At 61.1% G+C, this 20,161-nt stretch carries 18 protein-coding genes; 13 read left to right on the plus strand and 5 right to left on the minus strand.

What is annotated here, in order from left to right:
• Positions 1 to 66: 66 nt before the first annotated feature.
• Complete coding sequence (tpiA, locus tag FIU90_RS10380; protein ID WP_152434683.1) at positions 67 to 840, minus strand: triose-phosphate isomerase; 774 nt, start codon at positions 838 to 840, stop codon at positions 67 to 69.
• A 223-nt stretch (positions 841 to 1,063) separates the two neighbouring features.
• On the opposite strand from tpiA, the gene FIU90_RS10385 reads away from it, so the two are divergent.
• The 10 genes from FIU90_RS10385 to lexA all read left to right on the plus strand — a co-directional run bounded on the left by FIU90_RS10385 (position 1,064) and on the right by lexA (position 11,283).
• Positions 1,064 to 3,001: a peptidylprolyl isomerase gene (locus tag FIU90_RS10385; protein WP_152434684.1), complete on the plus strand. Its 1,938-nt coding sequence runs from the start codon at positions 1,064 to 1,066 to the stop codon at positions 2,999 to 3,001.
• Between the two features lie 22 nt (positions 3,002 to 3,023).
• The gene (gene trpE, locus FIU90_RS10390; RefSeq protein WP_370515058.1) at positions 3,024 to 4,553 is read left to right on the plus strand and encodes an anthranilate synthase component I; all 1,530 of its coding nucleotides are present in this window, start codon (positions 3,024 to 3,026) and stop codon (positions 4,551 to 4,553) included.
• Complete coding sequence (locus FIU90_RS10395; protein ID WP_152434686.1) at positions 4,550 to 5,371, plus strand: phosphodiester glycosidase family protein; 822 nt, start codon at positions 4,550 to 4,552, stop codon at positions 5,369 to 5,371. Before trpE ends, FIU90_RS10395 begins: the two co-directional genes overlap by 4 nt.
• Positions 5,368 to 6,333 carry a prolyl aminopeptidase gene (pip, locus tag FIU90_RS10400; RefSeq protein ID WP_152434687.1) on the plus strand — a complete coding sequence of 322 codons (966 nt, stop codon included), beginning with the start codon at positions 5,368 to 5,370 and terminating at the stop codon, positions 6,331 to 6,333. The genes FIU90_RS10395 and pip overlap by 4 nt, the downstream gene beginning before the upstream one ends.
• A complete protein-coding gene (locus tag FIU90_RS10405; protein WP_152434688.1) occupies positions 6,330 to 6,941 on the plus strand; it encodes an aminodeoxychorismate/anthranilate synthase component II in 612 nt (203 codons plus the stop codon). The genes pip and FIU90_RS10405 overlap by 4 nt, the downstream gene beginning before the upstream one ends.
• Complete coding sequence (gene trpD, locus FIU90_RS10410; protein WP_152434689.1) at positions 6,938 to 7,930, plus strand: anthranilate phosphoribosyltransferase; 993 nt, start codon at positions 6,938 to 6,940, stop codon at positions 7,928 to 7,930. Before FIU90_RS10405 ends, trpD begins: the two co-directional genes overlap by 4 nt.
• A gap of 4 nt (positions 7,931 to 7,934) precedes the next feature.
• A complete protein-coding gene (gene trpC, locus FIU90_RS10415; RefSeq protein WP_152434690.1) occupies positions 7,935 to 8,726 on the plus strand; it encodes an indole-3-glycerol phosphate synthase TrpC in 792 nt (263 codons plus the stop codon).
• Between the two features lie 5 nt (positions 8,727 to 8,731).
• Positions 8,732 to 9,208 carry a cyclic pyranopterin monophosphate synthase MoaC gene (gene moaC / locus FIU90_RS10420; protein ID WP_152434691.1) on the plus strand — a complete coding sequence of 159 codons (477 nt, stop codon included), beginning with the start codon at positions 8,732 to 8,734 and terminating at the stop codon, positions 9,206 to 9,208.
• Positions 9,205 to 10,398 (plus strand): molybdopterin molybdotransferase MoeA, encoded by a 1,194-nt coding sequence (locus tag FIU90_RS10425; protein ID WP_152434692.1) that lies wholly within the window; start codon positions 9,205 to 9,207, stop codon positions 10,396 to 10,398. Before moaC ends, FIU90_RS10425 begins: the two co-directional genes overlap by 4 nt.
• 195 nt (positions 10,399 to 10,593) lie before the next feature.
• Complete coding sequence (lexA, locus tag FIU90_RS10430; protein WP_152434693.1) at positions 10,594 to 11,283, plus strand: transcriptional repressor LexA; 690 nt, start codon at positions 10,594 to 10,596, stop codon at positions 11,281 to 11,283.
• A gap of 22 nt (positions 11,284 to 11,305) precedes the next feature.
• On the opposite strand, the gene FIU90_RS10435 is transcribed toward lexA, so the two are convergent.
• The gene (locus FIU90_RS10435) at positions 11,306 to 13,534 is read right to left on the minus strand and encodes a ComEC/Rec2 family competence protein (RefSeq protein ID WP_152434694.1); all 2,229 of its coding nucleotides are present in this window, start codon (positions 13,532 to 13,534) and stop codon (positions 11,306 to 11,308) included.
• 50 nt (positions 13,535 to 13,584) lie between these two features.
• Here FIU90_RS10435 and gltX point away from each other — a divergent pair, with 50 nt between their 5' ends.
• From gltX to FIU90_RS10450, 3 genes are read left to right on the plus strand one after another with little or no spacing between them, the layout of a single operon-like run.
• Positions 13,585 to 15,009 carry a glutamate--tRNA ligase gene (gene gltX, locus FIU90_RS10440; RefSeq protein ID WP_152434695.1) on the plus strand — a complete coding sequence of 475 codons (1,425 nt, stop codon included), beginning with the start codon at positions 13,585 to 13,587 and terminating at the stop codon, positions 15,007 to 15,009.
• 38 nt (positions 15,010 to 15,047) lie between these two features.
• Positions 15,048 to 16,334, plus strand: coding sequence for a citrate synthase (locus FIU90_RS10445; protein ID WP_152434696.1), 1,287 nt, complete (start codon positions 15,048 to 15,050; stop codon positions 16,332 to 16,334).
• Positions 16,335 to 16,349: 15 nt separating this feature from the next.
• Positions 16,350 to 16,565, plus strand: a complete 216-nt coding sequence (locus tag FIU90_RS10450; RefSeq protein WP_152434697.1) for a hypothetical protein — start codon at positions 16,350 to 16,352, stop codon at positions 16,563 to 16,565.
• Between the two features lie 3 nt (positions 16,566 to 16,568).
• On the opposite strand, the gene FIU90_RS10455 is transcribed toward FIU90_RS10450, so the two are convergent.
• The 3 genes from FIU90_RS10455 to FIU90_RS10465 are packed head-to-tail and all read right to left on the minus strand — an operon-like array spanning position 16,569 to position 20,157.
• The gene (locus FIU90_RS10455; RefSeq protein ID WP_152434698.1) at positions 16,569 to 17,969 is read right to left on the minus strand and encodes a HAMP domain-containing sensor histidine kinase; all 1,401 of its coding nucleotides are present in this window, start codon (positions 17,967 to 17,969) and stop codon (positions 16,569 to 16,571) included.
• Complete coding sequence (locus FIU90_RS10460) at positions 17,969 to 18,928, minus strand: hypothetical protein (protein ID WP_152434699.1); 960 nt, start codon at positions 18,926 to 18,928, stop codon at positions 17,969 to 17,971. The genes FIU90_RS10455 and FIU90_RS10460 overlap by 1 nt, the downstream gene beginning before the upstream one ends.
• Positions 18,929 to 18,948: 20 nt before the next feature.
• Positions 18,949 to 20,157: a hypothetical protein gene (locus FIU90_RS10465; RefSeq protein ID WP_152434700.1), complete on the minus strand. Its 1,209-nt coding sequence runs from the start codon at positions 20,155 to 20,157 to the stop codon at positions 18,949 to 18,951.
• Positions 20,158 to 20,161 lie beyond the last annotated feature (4 nt).

The raw sequence follows: 20,161 nt of genomic DNA on the forward strand, positions 1-20,161 counted from the left end.
GAACGTGTCTGTATCGTGGCGGCTACTTAGTGATCCGCGCGGTTGGGAGCAAGTTTGCCGAGGCGATTATGCCTCTTCCGACTCAGCGGCAGCAAGCGCAATGCCCATAAAACTGTCGGCCGTCAGGCTGGCGCCTCCAACCAGCGCGCCGCCAACTTCAGGGGTCGATAGGATATCTGCGGCATTTTCGGGCTTCACCGAACCGCCATAAAGTATCCGGATCTCGCGCCCCTGCTCCTCGCCATAGAGCGACACGAGCAACTTCCGGATTTCGCCGTGCATCTCGGCGATATCCTCTGTCGTCGCGGTCTTGCCGGTCCCGATCGCCCAGATCGGTTCGTAGGCGACGGTGAGCTTCTCGAAAATCGCTTCATCGCCTTCATCGAATTCGGGGAGCGAAGCCTTGAGCTGGCCCGTCACGAATTCGGTCGCCTTGCCCGCTTCGCGGATTTCTTCGCTCTCGCCGCAGCAAAGTATCACGCGAAGCCCCGCCTTCAGAGCAGCTTCGGCCTTGCGACGAACCAGTTCATCGCTTTCCCCGTGGTTTTGGCGCCGTTCGCTATGACCGAGGATCACAAACTTGCCCCCGGCATCCGCGATCATCGCCGCAGAGATGTCTCCGGTATGCGCGCCGCCATCCTCATGGTGACAGTCCTGCGCCCCCACGGCGATCTGCTTCGCTTCGCGGTGGACGGGGTGAATCAGCGTGTAGGGAGGCGCAATCGCCACCTCGACCTTCATATGCCGCTGGGCGGCGCGGTCGATCGCGCGCGCTTCGGAGAGCATTGCGCGGGTGCCGTGCATCTTCCAGTTTCCAACGATGTAGGGCCGCTGAGGCATTTGTGATCTTTCCGAAACCTAGAAGGGGATGCGAATCCGAACGCTCCATGTAGGGGCGAGGGGCCGCGTCCGCTAGACGAGTAAAGACTTACAGTCAAAACGTGTGCGAACCTGTTGCCGGGAGGTCGCAGGGCCGATAAAGCGCTGTCGCAAGCGTCACCTGTGACGCAGAAAAAAGCATTGCTTCCATCGCGACCAGTTACGCTCGGGATCCGACCACACCATGATTTCCTTCTTCCGCAACTTTTTCCAGTCGAAGATCGGCTTGCCCATCTTTATCGGCTTCCTGATTCTCGTCGCCCTCGCTTTTGCCGCGGCGGATATCACCGGCAGCACGTTCGGCGGCGTATCGGGCGGAGACCGCGTAGCCAGGGTCGGAGACGAGACGATCACGAGCAGCGAGCTTTCGCGCACGGCTGATTCTGCCCTGCGCTCCATCCAGCAGAACAATCCGACGGTGAGCATGCAGCAGCTAGTCGCCGAAGGTGGACTCGAAGAAGTGCTGAACCAACTGATCGATCGCTACGCCATCGGCGGCTATGCCGAGAAATACGGCCTTCGCGCAGGCGACAACCTCGTGAACAGCGAAATTCTCCAACTCGGCGCCTTTACCGGTCCGACAGGAGAGTTTGACCAGACCGTTTACGAGAACGCGCTGCGCCGCCAGGGCATCAATGACGAAATCCTGCGCCGCGACCTCGGTGATGGGCTTCTCGCACAGCAATTGCTGGTCCCTGCCCTCGCCGCGCCGCAAATGCCGGAAAAAGCGGCCAGGCACTATGCCGCCCTGCTCCTTGAAAGGCGCCGGGGGGAAATTGCCTTCATCCCGAGCGTTTCATTCGCCCCCGAAGGCGAACCGACCGACGAACAACTGCAGGCTTTCTACAGCGAGAACCGCTCGCATTTCGTCCGCCCTGAGCGCCGGGTCATTCGCTACGCCGCTTTCGGCGCGGACAAGATCGACGCCGACATCACGCCGACCGCTGCAGAGATCAAAGCGTTCTACGATGCGAATCCGGAACGCTTCGCGGCGAGCGAGACGCGGGACATTACTTCGTTTCTCGTTCCGACCGAGGATGCGGCGCGAGCGCTCGTGGCGAGCATCCGGGCCGGGACCTCGCTCGAAACGGCGGCACGCGATGCCGGTTTCAACGTGTCGAGCAGTCAGGGGCAGACCCGTGATGAGCTGTCTTCATCGCTCGGCGCTGCCGTTGCGAGGAATGTTTTCGAGGCTGCTGAGGGCCAGGTCGCAGAGCCCGCTCGAAGCTCGCTTGGCTGGTATGTAGCGCGGGTCGATAACGTCACTCGCACGCCGGCGCGCACCCTCGAGCAGGCGACTCCCGCGATCACCCAGGAACTGACCGCTCAGAAACGAGTGGCCGCGCTCGCCGATCTCAGCGCCCGGATCGAGCAGGAAGTCGACAGTGGAACCTCGCTTCTCGAGTTGGCCGAGACTTTCGACTTGGAAATCGATCGCACGCCTCCCGTGCTCGCCGATGGCCGCGTGTTCGGTCAACCGGGTCAGGGCATCAACCCGGGCCTGCGTCCCGTGCTCGAAACCGCTTTCCAGATGGACGAAAGTGAACCGCAACTGGCCGAGCTTGTACCGGGCCAGCAGTTCCTTGTGTTCGATGTCGAACAAATCACCGAGAGCGCCGCACCTCCGCTAGCCGAGATTCGCGATCAGGTTGTACTAAGCTGGCGCCTCGCAGAAGGCGCAAAGGCCGCAAAAGAAGTTGCCGATCGTGTATTGGGCAAAGTGCGCGATGAAACCAATGTTGCTGCCGCACTGTCTGAGGAGAACGCGCAACTCCCGCCCATCGAACGTATCGATCTGGAGCGGCGCCAGCTCTTCGCAAATCCGCAGCAAAACCCGCCGCCGCCGCTGGTGTTGATGTTCTCGATGGCGGAAGGTTCGACCAAGCTTTACGAAGCGCCGAACAATATCGGCTGGTACGTGGTCAATCTCGAAGACATCGTGACGGAGGATATTCCTTCGGACAGCCCTGTCCTGCAGCAGACACGCATGACACTCGCCCCTGCGCTTGCCGGCGAATACACCGAGCAGATCACCAATGCGATCCGCTCGGAAATCGGGGTCGAGCGCAACGAGGACGCGATCGAGGCCGTGCGCAAACGGCTTGCTGGCGAGACCAACTGATCAATCGCAACCACCTGACCGCGTGACCGACGAGACTTCCGCACCGACTTCGCTCGAAAATGCTTCCGCCGCCGCACAGGCACTGGCGGCTGGCAAGCCTGCGCTGGTGTGGAGGAAAATCGTCGCCGACAGCGATACGCCGGTCGGCGCGGCACGGCGGTTGATCGAGCCGGGGCGCGGCGACTTCCTGCTGGAATCGGTCGAAGGCGGCGAGGTGCGCGGGCGCTACAGCCTGCTGGGCCTCGATCCCGACCTCGTGTTTCGAGCGAGTGAAGTCTCGGCTGCAATCAACCGCGACTGGAAACATGACCGCGATGCATTCGAGCGATGCTCCGGCGATGCGATGAGCGAGTTGCGCGCACTTGCCAATGCCTGCCGGATCGATGTTCCCGAAGCCCTTCCGCCCGCCCTCGCCTGTCTTGTCGGCTATTTCGGTTACGAGACAATCGGACTTGTCGAGACGCTCCCGCGCGCAGAGCCGAGCGAACTTGCCCTGCCCGACATGCTTTTCGTGCGTCCGACTGTCATTCTGGTTTTCGACGGCCTCACCGACGAATTGTTCTGCATCGCGCCGATTTGGGGAGCGCGTAATCCCGACGCCGCGATCGTGAATGCAGGCGAGCGGATCGACGAGACACTGCGAACCCTCACTCGTCCGCGCCCACCCGAACCACGCATTTCGGGCGACGCGGCGGAACCCGAGCTCACGCCCGTAATGTCAGAGGACGAATACAAGGCAATGGTTGCACGGGCCAAGGGATACATTGTCGCTGGCGACATATTTCAGGTCGTGCTCGCACAGCGTTTCACTTGCCCTTTCGAATTGCCACCGTTCGAACTCTATCGGGCCTTGAGGCGCGTGAACCCCTCCCCGTTCCTGTATTTTCTCGACCTGCCCGGCTTCGCGATCGTTGGTTCCAGTCCGGAAATTCTTGTCCGCGTGCGCGACGGGGAAGTCACGATCCGGCCTATCGCAGGCACGCGTCCGCGCGGGAGAACTTCGGCGGAAGACCGCGCGAATGAAGCAAGCCTGCTCGCCGATGCGAAGGAACGCGCAGAGCACCTCATGCTGCTCGACCTGGGTCGCAATGATGTCGGCCGCGTTGCTGCGCGCGGAAGCGTGGAAGTGACTGACAGCTTCACCATCGAACGCTACAGCCACGTCATGCACATCGTCAGCAACGTGGTTGGGCAACTTGCAGAAGACAAGGACGCACTTGATGCTTTGTTCGCCGGGTTTCCGGCAGGCACAGTCTCGGGCGCTCCGAAGATTCGCGCTTGCGAGATCATCGCGGAACTCGAACCGGAGACGCGCGGACCCTATGCCGGGGGCGTCGGCTATTTTGCCCCCGATGGATCGGTCGACAGCTGTATCGTTTTGCGCACCGCAGTGGTGAAAGAAGGTATCATGCATGTACAGGCAGGCGCCGGAATAGTCGCCGATAGTGACCCTGACTACGAACAAGCCGAATGCCGCGCAAAGGCAGGCGCGCTGATCGCCGCCGCCCGCGAGGCTGTGCGCGTCGCGAGCGAACCGGGTTTCGGCCAATGAAGCGCGCACTTGCTCTCACCACTCTTCTGCTGGTCGCAGCCTGTTCCGATCAGCCCGCTGGCGAGCCGGTCGTCCGCGCGTCGCTTGGCGATGAGCCAAATCAGGCGGTTGCGGCCCCTTCACTGGAAGTGGTCACGACCGAAGTGCCTTCCGCCTGTACGTCGAAGAGCTTCGAGGGTGTCGTCCTCACCCACTGCGTCGCCGATCCCGAAGTTCACACGATCAGTACGGCGCTTGCCCCCTCCAGCGGCGAAAACTTCGGGACGATCAGAGCTTGGGCGAACGGACAGGACGCGAGCGCGATCGCGTTTGTGACCAATGCCGGGATGTATGGCGATGATCTGAAAGCGATCGGCTACTTCGTCCAAAATTCCGAGCGCCTGCAAGAGCTCAACCGCGCCGATGGTCCCGGCAATTTTCACCTCAAGCCCAATGGCGTGTTCTTCGGCACCAATGGCAGGTGGCGCGTGCTCGACAGCGAGACGTTCTACCGGACCGTCGGTGACCGACCGCAGTTCGGCACGCAATCGGGCCCGATGCTTGTTATCGACGGTGAACTGCATCCCGAGTTTCAGGAGAACGGCCCCTCGCGTGCAATACGCAACGGCGTGGGTGTCGACGAAGACGGAAATGCTCATTTCGTGATTTCCGAGGAGGCGATCAGCTTTGGCCAGTTCGCGCGTTTCTTCCGCGATGAACTGAAGACGCCGAACGCCTTGTTCCTCGACGGCAACGTGTCTTCGCTGTGGGATCCTGCGAAAGACCGGATGGACAACGGCCGCGTTGGCCCGCTCCTTGTGGTTACGAGGAAAGAATGACCCTCTCTTACGACCGAACTCTCTACCCCGAGATCGAACCCTACGAGACGGGAATGCTCGATGTCGGCGAAGGCCATTCACTCTATTACGAGCGAGTCGGCACGCCCGGCGCCAAGCCAGCGGTGTTTCTCCACGGAGGTCCGGGCGGCGGCATGGCCCCTTCGCACCGGCGCCAATGGGACCCCGCTCTGTATGACGTCCTGCTGTTCGACCAGCGCGGTTGCGGGAAGTCGCTTCCCTTCGCAGCGATAGAGAATAACGACACATGGCGCATCGTCGAGGATATCGAACGGCTGCGCGAGATGTGTCGACATGAGACGTGGCAGGTTTTCGGCGGAAGTTGGGGCGCGACGCTCGCGCTCGCTTATGCCGAGAAGTATCCCGAACGGACGAGCGACCTTGTGCTGCGCGGTGTGTTCCTTGCCCGGCGGCAGGAAAAGGGCTGGCTTTATCGCTACGGCGCGAGCGAGATCATGGCTGAGCAGTGGGATAAGTTCTCGGGCCACATCCCCGAGGCAGAGCGAAGCGACCTTGTAAGAGCCTATTACGCGCGACTTACGAGCGACGACGAAGCTACGCGCCTTGCCGCAGCAAAACAGTGGTCTTTGTGGGAAGGCTCGGTCGCCACGCTGCTCCCCAATGAAGGACTGATGGAAGAGTTTGCGGATCCGTCCAAGGCGGTTCCCTTCGCCCGAATTTGTGCGCGGTTCTTCCTCGAAGACTTCTTTCTCGAAGAATCCCAGCTGCTGAACGACGCGCACAAGTTGAAAGGCATCCCCGGCATCATCGTTCAGGGTCGACACGATATCTGCACACCGCCAGGCGCGGCATGGGCGCTCAAGAAGGCCTGGCCCGAGGTCGATCTGCGCATTGTCCACGATGCGGGCCATTCGGCGAGCGAGCCGGGTATCATCGACGGGCTCGTGCGCGCGACGGACGAGTTGGCGGGGAAAGCGCCATGATCCTCGTTATCGACAATTACGACAGCTTCACCTTCAACCTCGTCCATTATCTTATGGAACTGGGAGCAGAGGTGCGGGTCGAGCGTAACGATGCGCTTTCGGCAAGCGAGGCGATCGGGACCGGTGCCAAGGGCTTTCTGATCTCGCCAGGCCCCTGCACCCCCAATGAAGCCGGGATCAGCCTCGATCTCGTTGCGGCCTGTGCGAACAGCGCCAAGCCGCTGCTCGGAGTATGTCTCGGCCACCAGTCTATCGGGCAGCATTTTGGCGGTAAGGTCGTGCGCGGCGGCTTGATGCACGGCAAGACTTCGCCGGTCACGCACGATGGCACTGGTGTGTTTGAGGGCATACCGTCACCCTTCACCGCGACCCGGTATCACAGTCTCGAAGTCGTCGATGTTCCCGATAGTCTTGTAGCCAATGCCCATGCCGAAACGCCCGGAGGCGATCATGCAAGCGTGATGGGCTTCCGTCACGAGGCGCTCCCCATACATGGTGTGCAGTTCCATCCCGAAAGCATCGCGACCGAGCGTGGGCACGAACTCCTCGCCAATTTCCTCAAGATTTGCGGGATCGATGCCCGCCTGCCTGAAAGACTCTCCGCATGAAGACGCTTCCCCTCGCCGTCCCGCACATGAGCGAAGACGAGGCCGAGGAGGTCTTCGGCTGGATCCTCGATGGAGAGGCCAGCGATGAAGAGATCGCGCGGTTCTTGCTCGCGATGACCGAGCGCAGTGAAACCGCCGAGGAAATTGCAGGGGCGGCACGGGCTTTGCGCGCCCGACTTGTTCCGATCGAAGCTCCCGAAGGTGCGGTCGATTGTTGCGGCACCGGTGGCGATGGACATCACACGCTGAATGTCTCCACCGCAGTCAGCCTTGTCGTCGCAGCCAGCGGAGTTCCTGTCGCAAAGCACGGCAACCGCGCCGCTTCATCGAAATCGGGCGCGGCGGACACGCTGGAGGCGCTCGGCCTCGACATGGACGCTGCCGGGCGGACGGCGGAAAAGTCGCTCGCAGAAATCGGTATCTGCTTTCTCTTCGCAAAAAACCACCACCCGGCGATGGGCCGTATTCAACCCATCCGCCAAAAACTTGGCAAACGAACCATCTTCAATCTCATGGGTCCGCTTTCGAATCCCGCTGGAGTGAAGCGCCAGCTGATCGGCATTGCGAGGCCCGGCTATGTCCCGATCTATGCGCAGGCCAAGGCCAAGCTCGGCACGGAGCGGACTTTCATTGTCTCAGGCGATGAAGGGCTCGATGAGCTCAGCCTTGCAGGCGGGAATGAGCTTGCCGATGTCACCGGAAACGATTTCGAGATGCGCCGCATAGATGCCGCCGAGGCGGGCATCGACCACGCCCCCGTCGAAGCCATTCGCGGGGGTGATGCGCAGCACAATGCAAAGGCGCTGAAGGCGCTCCTCGAAGGCACTCCCGGACCATATCGCGACGCGGTGGTCTTCAATGCAGCTGCGACGTTGATGGTCGCTGACCGTGCCGAAGACTGGCATGCGGGCGCCGCGATGGCTGAAGAAGCTCTCGACAGCGGCAAAGCCGCCAAATTGCTCGCCAACTGGATTGAACTGGCGCAGTGAACCTATGAATAAGCTCGAAGAAATATGCGCCGCCAAGCGCGAGATCGTTGCCGCCCGCAAGGGTGCGATCCCGCTTTCGGAGCTCGAACAAGCAGTCCGCACCCAAACGGCACCGCGCGGATTTGAACGCGAATTGCGCAAAGCTTCCCAACACGGGTTCGGCCTTATCGCAGAGATCAAACGCGCAAGCCCGTCTAAGGGGCTGATCCGGGAAGACTTCCACCCCGCCCAGCACGCAGCCGACTACGAGGCCGGCGGTGCAACCTGCCTTTCCGTTCTGACCGACGCGCCCTATTTTCAAGGACACGAGGATTTTCTCGTTGCCGCCCGCTCTGCGTGCTCGCTGCCGGTACTGCGCAAGGACTTCATGGTTGATCCATGGCAATGTGTCGAAGCGCGTGCGATCGGCTCCGATGCAGTCCTGATCATCGTAGCAGCGCTCGAAGATGGCGAAATGGCCGAAATCGAAGCGGCGGCCCGTGACCATGCGATGGACGTACTTGTCGAGGTTCACGATGAAGATGAACTGGAACGGGCGGCGCGGGTTTTGCAATCCCGCCTGATCGGAATAAACAACCGCAACCTCAAGACCTTCACCACTTCGCTCGCGACGACTGAACGCCTCGCCCCGCTCGCTCCCGAGGGTGCCTTGCTGGTGGGCGAAAGCGGTATTTCAACGCACGCGGATCTGGAGCGCCTCGCCGCTTCAGGCGTCCGATGCTTCCTTGTTGGCGAGAGCCTGATGCGCGCTAGCGATATCGCGCTTGCCACGCGGACCTTGCTCGGCGCAGATTAGCCAGCATGACAAAGCTCACCCATCTTGGCGAGGACGGCGCGGCGCGCATGGTCAACGTTGGGAGAAAAGCGACGACCGAACGCCTCGCGATCGCAAGTGGTCGGATCAAAATGTCGACCGAGGCGCTGGAGACGATACGCAAGGGCGATGCTCCCAAGGGAGACGTACTCGGCACTGCGCGTATCGCCGGGATCATGGCAGCCAAGCGGACAGGCGATCTGATCCCGCTTTGCCACCCTCTGGGGCTTGAGTCGGTGCAGATCGACTTCGAGTTAGAAGAGCACGCAATCAGCGCAACCGCGACCGCTTCGCTCACCGGGAAGACCGGAGTGGAGATGGAGGCGATGGTTGCCGTCTCGACCGCGCTTCTCACAATCTACGACATGGCGAAGGCGATCGACAAGGGCATGGTCATCGACGAGGTGCGGCTCGTCGAGAAGCGCGGCGGCAAGAGCGGTATCTGGAAAGCTCCCGCCGGATGAACGCCATGCTCTCGCTGAAGGAAGCGCACACGCGGCTGCAGGAAATTGCCCCGTCAATGTCGGCAAGTGAATTTGCAATTTCGGGCGGAATGCCCCGGGGGTTTGCTGCCAGCGATCATCATGCGATCAGAACCCAGCCTCAAGCGGATCTTTCCGCAATGGACGGATATGCCATTTGCGGAGACGGACCGTGGGAACGGATCGGCGAAAGCCGTGCGGGAGCGCCGTTTGGCGGGGCGCTCAAGCCCGGACAATGCGTCCGCATATCAACCGGGGCGCATATGCCCGAAGGCAGCGACCGTGTTCTGATACAGGAAGAAGCGAGCACCGATGGAGCAAGCATTTCCGCTGAAGATGTCCCGCCGCCGAACAGACACGTCCGCAAGGCCGGCTTCGACTTTCACGAAGGCGATCTGGTTCTTCGCAAGGGCGTGCGGCTTGGTCCTGCATCGCTGGCGCTCGCAATCGCTGCCGGGTTGGACCGTTTGCAACTTGTGAATGCGCCAAAGGTAGCCGTGCTCGATAGCGGGGACGAGCTTGCACCAGTCGGCATCCCGCCCAGGCCGAACCAAATCCCTGCGAGTAATGGGACAATGATCGGCTCCATGCTGCATCCCTATGTCGGAGAGGTCAACCAACTCGGCCCCGTGACAGACGAATTGGGCGCGCTGGCGGTGGCACTAGCGGACGCAGAGGATTGCGATATCCTGATCACGTCCGGCGGCGCATCGGTTGGCGATCACGACCTGATGCAAGAGGCATTGAAGGCCTGGGGCGCTGAAATCGATTTCTGGAAGGTCGCGATCAAACCGGGAAAACCGCTTATGGTCGCGAGGCGGGAATCTCGAACAGGGAGCCAGGTTATCCTTGGCCTGCCCGGTAATCCCGTGTCGAGCTTCGTGACATGCTTCCTCTTTGCACTCCCGCTTGTGCGCGCGGCGATGGGGGATCCGAATCCGCTGCCTCAAACCATCGAGATCACGGCAGCGCAAGACTTTGCTCACACCGGCTCCCGACACGAATTCCTGCGCGGCATGAGCGACGGGCGGACGGTCCACCTCGCCGCCTCTCAAGATTCGAGCGCGCTTCAAGCACTGGCATCGGCCAACTGCCTTGTCGACCGTCCCCCTGATGCGCCCGCTGTGAAGATCGGTGAGCCAGTTTCGGTCTATTGCCTCCACAACGGCTGATTTCTGCGGAATTCGTGTGTGCGTATCGCTTGACAGATTTTATTGGGTTTCCTATTCGTTCCGCATTCGTTCACCCTTTCGGTGGGCGGACAGCTCCCGAAACGCACCTTCCGCGGTGCCTCTTGGGGAGCGACGAATTGGCACTTCAGGAGCATTATGTGCTCTGGCTTGAAGTGCGCCTTAGGGAGTGACCCCATGCTGACCGCAAAGCAGCACGAATTGATCCGGTTTATCCAGAAGAGGCTGGATGAGACCGGCATTTCACCCAGCTTCGAAGAAATGAAGGAAGCGCTCGATCTCAAGAGCAAGTCCGGCGTGCACCGTCTTATCTCGGCCCTGGAAGAGCGCGGCTTCATCCGCCGCCTGCCCAACAGAGCGCGAGCACTCGAAGTCATCCGAATGCCGGAGGATGCGACGCCCACCCCACGCGCGACCGTTGCTGCAAACGATGCAGTGGCTTCAGCCGCCGATGTGATGAGGAAGGCACCCGAGCCTGCCAATGACGTGATCGAGATTCCGCTGCACGGTCGCATTGCGGCAGGTGCTCCCATCGAGGCATTGGAAGGGCAGAATTCGTTACCGGTTCCGGCGGCGCTGCTCGGCCCGGGCGATCATTACGCGCTCGAAGTGTCGGGCGATTCGATGATCGAAGCAGGGATCTTCGATGGAGACTTCGCCCTCGTGAAGCGCACAGAGACTGCCCGCGATGGTGAAATCGTCGTTGCGCTGGTGCGCGGCGAAGAAGCGACGCTCAAATACCTGCACAAGGATGGCGGTATGGTCCGGCTCGATCCGGCGAACCCGGCCTACGACCCGCAGGTCTACGGACCGGACGAAGTCCAGGTTCAAGGCAAGCTCGCAGGGCTGCTTCGGCGTTACCACTGATCGGTGTTGCGGGGCTCGACCGTCACTCGGCGGTCCCGCGCCACCACCCATGCTCGCCCTGCCGTTCCGCCACGCTTGTGAGCCCTCCTGACGACAGGTCGAGCGAAAGTCCTCCGGTTTTGCCAAGCAGTCGCCGATCAGCCTTGAGCCAGCGCGGGGAGCACGATTGGGGCAGAAAGCGGTCGGCGACTACGATATCGGCCCGCTCGCATGCTGCCGCTAGTGCCCTTTCTTCGACAAGTTCGCGGTTGCGCGCCATCAGTACAGCCCAATCGCGCCCTCCGCGATTGATCATGATTAGGCAGAACTCGCTTGAACAATCGGCGCCAGGCCAGTCGGCAATCGGAACAGGATCGCCAGTAACGCTGGCAATTTCGAGCAAGTTATCGCGCGAATAGGACGACCGGCTGTCTCGCAAGGAGAGCAGTTGGCGCTCGCCCTTGGCGTCTTCCATGACGATACCGACATGCCGCCCCTCCCGGCCTATCAGGACATCTGGAATGGGCGTGGATAGCAGTGCCAGTGTCGCAGTCCCAGCGGGAATGAGCCCGAACAATCGGGCCCTGCCACTCCAAAGCGCGAGCCACAAAGCCCCTCCAACGAACAGCGCAATGGTCTGGTCCGTCATCTGCGGCATAAGTTTCACGGCGCCCGGCTGCGAAGCCGTGAAATGCGCGATCTCGAGCAATAGGTCCAGCGAGCCCTGTACGAGCCACCAGGCGGGTCCCCCGAGGCCCACGAGGTCGAGCAAGAGAGCGATCGCAATCAAAGGCATCGATACGAATGTCACGAGCGGGATCGCAACGACATTGGCAAATGCTCCATAGAAACCGGCACGGTGGAAATGGAACAGCACAATCGGCATCAGGGCAATCTCGATCACGAGCCCCGTTACGAAGAGCATGGCAAGGTTGCGAGCCGCCCTGGCGGTGCCCGGCTCTTCCCGCGGCGCAAGAAACGCCTTCACCGGTCGTGAGGAATGGAGCGCGACGATCGCTATTACTGCCGAGAAGCTCATCTGGAAGCTCGGCCCCACGATACTTTCAGGCCAGAGAACCAATACGAACACGGCCGCAACCGCGACCATTCGAAGCGACAAGGCTTCACGCCCCAGGGCAAGCGCGACCAGAACCAGCATCGCTGCGGCGCAGCTTCGTACCGTGGGCACCTCTGCACCGGTCAAGAGCGTGTAGCCGATCCCTGCCACCGCTCCGACCGCTGCGGCAACGACCGGCAATCGGACGCGCAGCGCTATCGGGGGAATCAGGGCGAAGAACTTGAGCGCGAGGAAGTACGCCGCTGCAATCACTGCACTCACATGCAAGCCGCTGATCGACAACAAATGCGTCAGCCCCGCATCGCGCATCGCGTCTTCGTCGGCTTCGGCGATCGCCCCGCGGTCGCCGCTTGCAAAGGCAGCTGCGATGGTCCCGGCTGATCCATCCACCCGTTCGCGGACATGCCCCGAAAGCGCGCGCTGAACCGCGGCAATGCCGCCGGCAGGAGGAGCGGCTTCGACGATCTCGATGCCACCCATTACGCTACCGGTCGCTGCGAGCCCCTTGAACCAAGCGGCGCGAGCGAAATCGTAGGAGCCCGGCAGCATGGGACTGGCAGGCGGCATCAGTCTTACGCGAGCACGGATAACCGCGCCCTCGATCAGGGATTGCATGCCGCCCTCCACTTCGGCGACGGTTTCCAGTGGAACGTTGACGCGGATCTTGCGGCTCTCGGCTGTTTCGGCATCGCGCACTGCAAGCGTCAGCCGGATACGATCCCGCGAGGGCTGATCCTCCCGCTCGAGCACATAGCCCTGCACCTGCTCGATCGCAGGTCTGTCGATAGGCTTCGCGCCTACAACTTCTGATCGTAGCCAAACGGTCGCGATACCTGCCGCAAGAGCGAGTCCGCACGCTATCGTTGCGCTTCGCAGATGGCCTCGGCGCTCGTCCCCTCTCCATGCCGCAACTGCGGCGATCGACAGCAGCAAGGAGGCGCCGATAGCGGCACTCCACTGCCATGGTGACTTGAGCCCGAACCAGGCGAGAATTCCAGCACCGAAGAAAACCGCCAGCCAGGGCGCACGGTCGAAGCCGGAGGACGCCAGAAAATCCTCGACCCGGTCGCCAAGACCACGCGCAACTCTGGACAACGCCGCGCCCCTTTGCCAAGGGCGCTGCACTGCAGCATCATCGGCGAGCGGTGTCTCGACGCCGCCATCGCCCAAGGGCACTAACGGCGCATCGCGCATGGCGCTCCCCCCGAGAACCTCGGGCCATTTTGAAGAGGAATTTGAAAGACATGGCAAGCGAAACCGACAAAGGCAGTGGCGAGGTAGTCACCCGCTTTGCGCCTTCGCCCACCGGCTTCCTCCATATTGGCGGCGCACGCACCGCCTTGTTCAACTGGCTCTATGCCCGCCACCACGGCGGCAAGGCGCTTTTGCGCATCGAGGATACAGACAAGAAGCGTTCCACCCAGGAAGCGATCGACGCAATCCTTGATGGCCTTGACTGGCTTGGACTCGATTACGATCAAGAACCGGTGTTCCAGTCGCGACGCGCTGATCGTCATGCCGAGGTAGCCCGCAAGCTGCTTGAGGCGGGTCACGCGTACAAGTGCTTTGCCACGCCCGAAGAGCTCGAAGCCATGCGGGCCGAGCAACGCGCCAACAAGCAGCCCATGCGCTATGACGGCCGCTGGCGCGACCGCGATCCTTCCGAAGCTCCCGAAGGAGCACCCTACACAGTCCGGATCAAGACGCCCCAAGAGGGCGAGGCGACGATCCATGACGACGTGCAGGGCGCGGTTTCGGTCAAGAACGAGGAAATCGACGACTACATCATCCTACGCGCGGATGGCTCGCCTACTTACATGCTGGCTGTCGTGGTCGACGATCACGATATGGGCGTGACGCATGTAATCCGCGGCGACGATCACCTTAACAATGCGTTCCGCCAGCTTCCGATCTACCGCGCGATGGACGAGATAGAGGGCGATTGGCCGGCGCCAGTCTATGCCCACGTTCCGCTGATCCACGGTTCCGATGGAGCAAAGATGTCGAAGCGGCATGGCTCACTGGGCGTTGAAGCCTATCGTGATGAGCACGGCATCCTTCCCGAAGCGTTGTTCAACTACCTGCTTCGGCTGGGTTGGGGCCACGGTGACCGCGAAGAGATCAGCCGCGAGGAAGCGATCGAGTTGTTCGACCTGTCGGGCGTCGGCAAAAGCCCCTCCCGCTTCGACATGAAAAAGCTCGAAAACCTCAACGGCCACTACATCCGCGAGGCCGACGATGCGCGGCTCGCAGACCTTGTGGCTCCGCATATCGAAGGCGACGTCGACAAAGCGCTTCTGGTAAAGGCGATGCCAGTGCTAAAAACGCGCGCAAAGAACATTCACGAAATCGCTGAAGGCGCGGGTTTTTTATTCGCCAAGCGACCACTCTCGATGACCGAAAAAGCTGCCAAGCTGCTCGACGATGAAGGTCGGGCGCGCCTGTCCTCCATTTCGGAGGCGTTGAAGCGCGAAAAAAACTGGACAATCGAGGCTCTCGAAGCCACTACGAAATCGCTCGCAGAGGAACTGGGATTGGGCCTCGGCAAGCTGGCGCAGCCGATGCGCGCTGCACTCACCGGGACGACGACCTCGCCCGGGATTTTCGACGTTCTGGTCCTTCTGGGACGGGAAGAAGCCCTCGCCCGGCTCGACGCACAGGCTGCGTGAGCGGGATAGACGGGCAGGAATAAAGCAGGAGACAGATCTTGTCAGATCAAAACGCCAAACTCGAACTGGGCGGCGAAACCTACGAATTTCCCGTGCTCCAGGGCAGCACCGGGCCGGATGTCGTCGATATCCGCAAGCTCTACGGCCAGACCGGCGCGTTCACCTTCGATCCCGGATACAAGTCGACCGCGAGCTGTGAAAGTGCGCTCACTTATATCGACGGAAATGAGGGCGTGCTCCTGCATCGCGGCTACCCGATCGGCCAGCTGGCCGAGCATTCAAGTTTCATGGAAGTAAGCTACTTGCTTTTGAACGGCGAACTCCCGACCAAGGATGAGCTCGACGATTTCACTTACACGATCACGCGGCATACCATGCTGCATGACCAGATGCGTCAGTTCTATCAGGGTTTCCGCCGTGATGCGCACCCGATGGCGATCATGTGCGGCGTCGTAGGTGCGCTCTCGGCGTTTTATCACGACAGCACCGACATCTCGGACCCCGAACACCGCAAGATCAGCTCGCACCGCCTGATTGCCAAAATGCCGACCATCGCGGCGAATGCGTATAAATATTCGATCGGCCAGCCCATGATGCAGCCGGACAATTCGCTGAGCTACACCGGCAATTTCTTGCGCATGACCTTTGGCGTCCCGGCCGAGGAATACGAGGTAATTCCCGCTGTCGAAAGGGCGATGGATCGGATTTTCATCCTCCATGCCGACCACGAACAGAATGCCTCGACATCGACCGTGCGTCTCGCCGGTTCTTCGGGTGCAAACCCGTTTGCGTGTATCTCGGCAGGTATTGCGTGTCTGTGGGGCCCCGCGCATGGCGGCGCGAACGAAGCGGCACTCAACATGCTCCGCGAGATCGGCACCCCTGACAAGATCCCGCACTATATCGAGCGCGCGAAGGACAAGAACGATCCGTTCCGCCTGATGGGCTTTGGACACCGCGTATACAAGAACTACGATCCACGTGCGACGGTCATGCAGAAGACCGTGCGCGAAGTATTCGAGGCACTCAACGTCAAAGACCCTGTGTTCGAGACCGCGCTTCAGCTTGAGGAAATCGCTCTCAATGACGATTACTTCAAAGAGAAGAAGCTTTTCCCGAACGTCGATTTCTACTCGGGCATCATCCTCTCCGCGATCGGCTTCCCGACGACGATGTTCACGGCGCTCTTCGCCCTCGCCCGTACCGTGGGCTGGGTTGCGCAATGGAACGAGATGATTTCCGATCCAGGCCAGGTCATCGGCCGTCCGCGCCAGCTCTACACCGGTCCGACGCAGCGCGACTACGTGCCGCTCAGCGACCGCTAAGACAGTTCGCAACTAATGGGGCGGTCCGCGATCCGGCTTGCACTGCAGGCCATCGGGGCCGCCCTTGTCGTATCCGGCATCCTGTGGGCGCTGCAGGGCCTTGGTATCGTCTTGTGGCCCGCGAACAGCTTCATGCTCGCCCAAAGCGAATGGGCGCTTTACGGCGCTATCACGGCGGCTATCGGTTCGGTGCTGGTCCTGATCGCAATCCGAATGGGGCGCGAGGATTAGCGCCTACTCGAAAGCGGGTAGTGACAGCGTGAAGCGCGCCCCAAGCGCCTTTGTCCCATCGGCGGGCGATTCCAGCGTCAGGTCACCATCCATCGCCAGCGCTAGCTTACGCGAAATGTAGAGGCCCAATCCTGAACCGGTATCGTTGCCATCGTCGCCGTCGCGCCCAAGGCGCTCGAACTTGTCGAATATCTTCGCCGCCTGTTCCTCGCTGACCCCCGGCCCTTCATCGGTGACAGAAATCTGGACCATGCCCGAACCACTCTTGCCAGTGGCTATGGTCACGGCGCTTCCTTCGGGCGAATAGGCGATTGCGTTGCCGATCAGGTTGATAAGGATTTGCAGTACTCGGCGGAATTCTGCCGATGCAAGCGCATGTCCCCCTTCGTCGGGAATATCGAGTTTGATCGAGCGATCCTGAGCGCGCACGCCCAGTATGCCCGCTGCCCGGCGGGCTACATCTACGAGATCGACTTTATCCTTCGCAGTCGAGAAGCCGGGTGCCTCTACAACTTCCAGATCTGCAAGATCATCGAGCATTCCGGCAAGGTGTTGACCGGCGGCAGCGATATTGCCGGCATAATCGCTGTACTCCGTGCGCAAAGGCCCTGCTAGCTTTGCACGGATCGTCTCGGCATTGGCGATGACCCGCGCGATCGGTTGGCGAAGGACCGGCGTCAGCGCACTGCCAATCAGGCGTGAATGATCTGCGGTGGAATCAGCCTCGGTCTCGCTCATCTCGAGCGGGCTGTCGGCAACCAGGAGCATCTCGAAACCACGCGGCTCGCCGGTGTCCCCACCCAGCGGCAACAGGCGAACGCGCCAGATACGCTCCGATCCGGGAATCTCGCACTCTACTCCGTCCAGCAAGCGCCAATGCAGCGGTTGGCGGTGAGCGACCCCGCGCAAGGAAACATAGTCCGACCAGGGCTTGCCCGGCTCATCCCTTACCAGAGCCTGCAATTCACCGGTGTCGCCGCCCTCCCCGATCAACAACTGGACGCGCTGCGATGCGTCGAGGCGCGCTGTGACCTCTGCTGCGGCGCGGTCGATCGCGTCGAGCCTCTCCGCCATTTCGCGCGTCGAAGTTGGTTTTGCCGGTATCCGCTGCCAGTTTTCGATCACAACTTCACAGCCGCCGCCCTCTGCTTCATCGAGCGGCCGAATACGGGCAAACCCAGATACAGTTTCCAAACCATCGAAGGCACTGAACTCGCGAGCTATGCGCAGGCCCATTTCGCGCGCTTGCTGAACGAGGTTAAGCAATTCGGGCACAGCTAGAGTCCCTGGGATCATACCGCCGCAACTCTCTTGGAGGTCGGCCAGCGGACCATCGACAGTCAGCAACCGATCCTGCTCATCGGTCAAACCCCGCGCTGCAAGGAGAGTTTCGCGCTCCGCCATCAACGCTCGGCTCCTTGCGGATTGGCATTGCTCAGCAGTTCCGCTGCGCGATTTCTATCGATCGAACCGATACCTGTTGGGAGCCGCTCGGCTGGATCGAGCAGCAGGAATTGCCGTTCGATGGCCTCCGGCTCAAGCCCCGCGGCTCGCAAGCTTAGAGCGAGGCGGGCTGCCTGACGTTCATGGCAAGCAAGAATAGCGAGCTCACGTGGCTGCCTGCTCAGAGCCGACAGTGCGCTGACGAAAAGCGCAAGTCCTGCATGTTCGAGATCCAGTGCGGCAATCGCACCGCCTCGCATGGCCGAGACAAGCCGGGCGAGAAGACCCACGCGGCTTGAACCCTCGTCGTAGGACAATTTCAGCGCCTTCACCGCCGGAGCTATCGCGGGGTCTGCGCGATTCTGCGTCTCCCACCTTTTGAGCACCGCATGGAACAGCTCGGCTGGCAGCTCGGAAAGCGGCAGGTCCATGCGCCGCTGCGACTGGATGAACCGAGACTGTGCCGCAAGAGCATTCATCGCCAGTTCTCCCGTCGCAGCATCTTCGGAGGCAATAAGCTCCTGCATGAGCGGACTGAGGACCGGGTCAAGCGAAGCGCGCTGTTCGAGCCGCTCGGTTAGCAGCGCTTCCATCGCGAGAGCATAGCAATAGCTCAGCACGATACTGTCGCCGGCCAAGCTGTCACAAAGCTGGTCAATCTCGCGCCCCTCGGGCGACTGATCGCCCTTCCCCGCCAGGAGCTGGCCGGCAAGCGCTTCAAGCATGCCACGAAGTCGTGCGACAATCGCGTCGCTGACCATCGCCTGGCCGGAACTTGCGAGCAAATGGGTCAGGACCGGGGGAACGCCGCGCAGGGCCTTGTCCCCGCGTGCGAGCTCGTCCTTGAGGATGTGCTCAACATCGCGAATTTTGCCACCACTGGTTCCCGGGCCATGCCCGTGTGTCGCAAAGTCGCTCATTTCTACGCCTTTTCAGGACCTTACTTATCTTTACTCAATGGCTTGCGCGCCTGATCGAGCATTATTTGTGCAAGTGCGACAAGGCCAAATACCGCCACAGCTTCGCTCAGCACGCCATAGACCGCACTAACCGAGAATATCGCAAGGTGGACCGCACGGTCGTTCCAAAATGGGGCGATGGCCGCCGGCGCTCCGCGCGAGGCTGCCCTCGACAGTCCGATTGCGAACAGCGCAACTGACAAGGTTGAAAGCGAATAATCGCGCAGTGCGAATATGATCGCGATCAACGCAAGAATGTCGATCACATCACTGAGAAGACGCGCATATTTGCCCGATTGCTTCTGTCGCAAGACCGCACCCGAAAGATCGCTCCAAGCCCGGGACATCGCTCCTGCAAATGCCGCGAGGCTCAACAATGCCAGGCCGATTGCTGGATATTCTTGATACGCCAGCAAAGCGCCTGTTGCGCCTAACGCCACAGCAACGGCAGAACTCGTAATTGGCCCATTGGCAATGCCGAAGGGGGCAAGCAGTCGTACAAGTGCCGTTGCGCCCGCCTGGCCAGGGCTTACCAATGACAAGCCGGGCGATGCCCGCGCGACCAAATCCTGCTCATGTCTTTCGGTCACCGCCGCATCCGTTGCGAGCAAGAGCCTTTCGCTCTGGCCTTCTCCAAAAGGAAACGGATCGATTTCAGTCCCCGTCTGAAGCGCAAGGCGCAAGAGAAGTGATACCGGATCGCCATCGGGCGGAAAATCCGCCAGCTTCTGAGCAGAGGCGGCGCGCATTGCCAGAATTCCCGCCCAACTGCGCGCAGCATCGATGCGCTCGAAATCCTCGGGGAATTTTTCCGGCAGCTCGTGGTCGGCAGGCAGAGTAAAAACAGCCCGGCGAAGCTTGCTCTCATCCATCGCGATGCTGGCGACGTAATCCGCTTCAGCCAGCAGGCCATCGGCAATGACGAGCAATGAGTCTTCGGCCCGCAACAACGCAATGAGCTGAAGCGAGCTCCTGATCGCGTGAAACTCGAAACCCTCCGCCTCGACATTGCGTTGCAGATCGAGGATCTCGTCGGTTGTCTGGTCGCACAGGCAGATAAATCGCTTGCACTTCAGCTGCTTGGCTATGTCCGCTTGCCAAGCGAGCACAGTCCGCCCCGCCACGGTCAATGCGGCGCGATATTCGCCTGTGGCCGTGCGTTTGCGAGCCGACAGCAATGCCGTTTGCACCGAA

This window comes from Erythrobacter sp. THAF29 (assembly GCF_009363635.1).
GTDB lineage: Bacteria > Pseudomonadota > Alphaproteobacteria > Sphingomonadales > Sphingomonadaceae > Erythrobacter.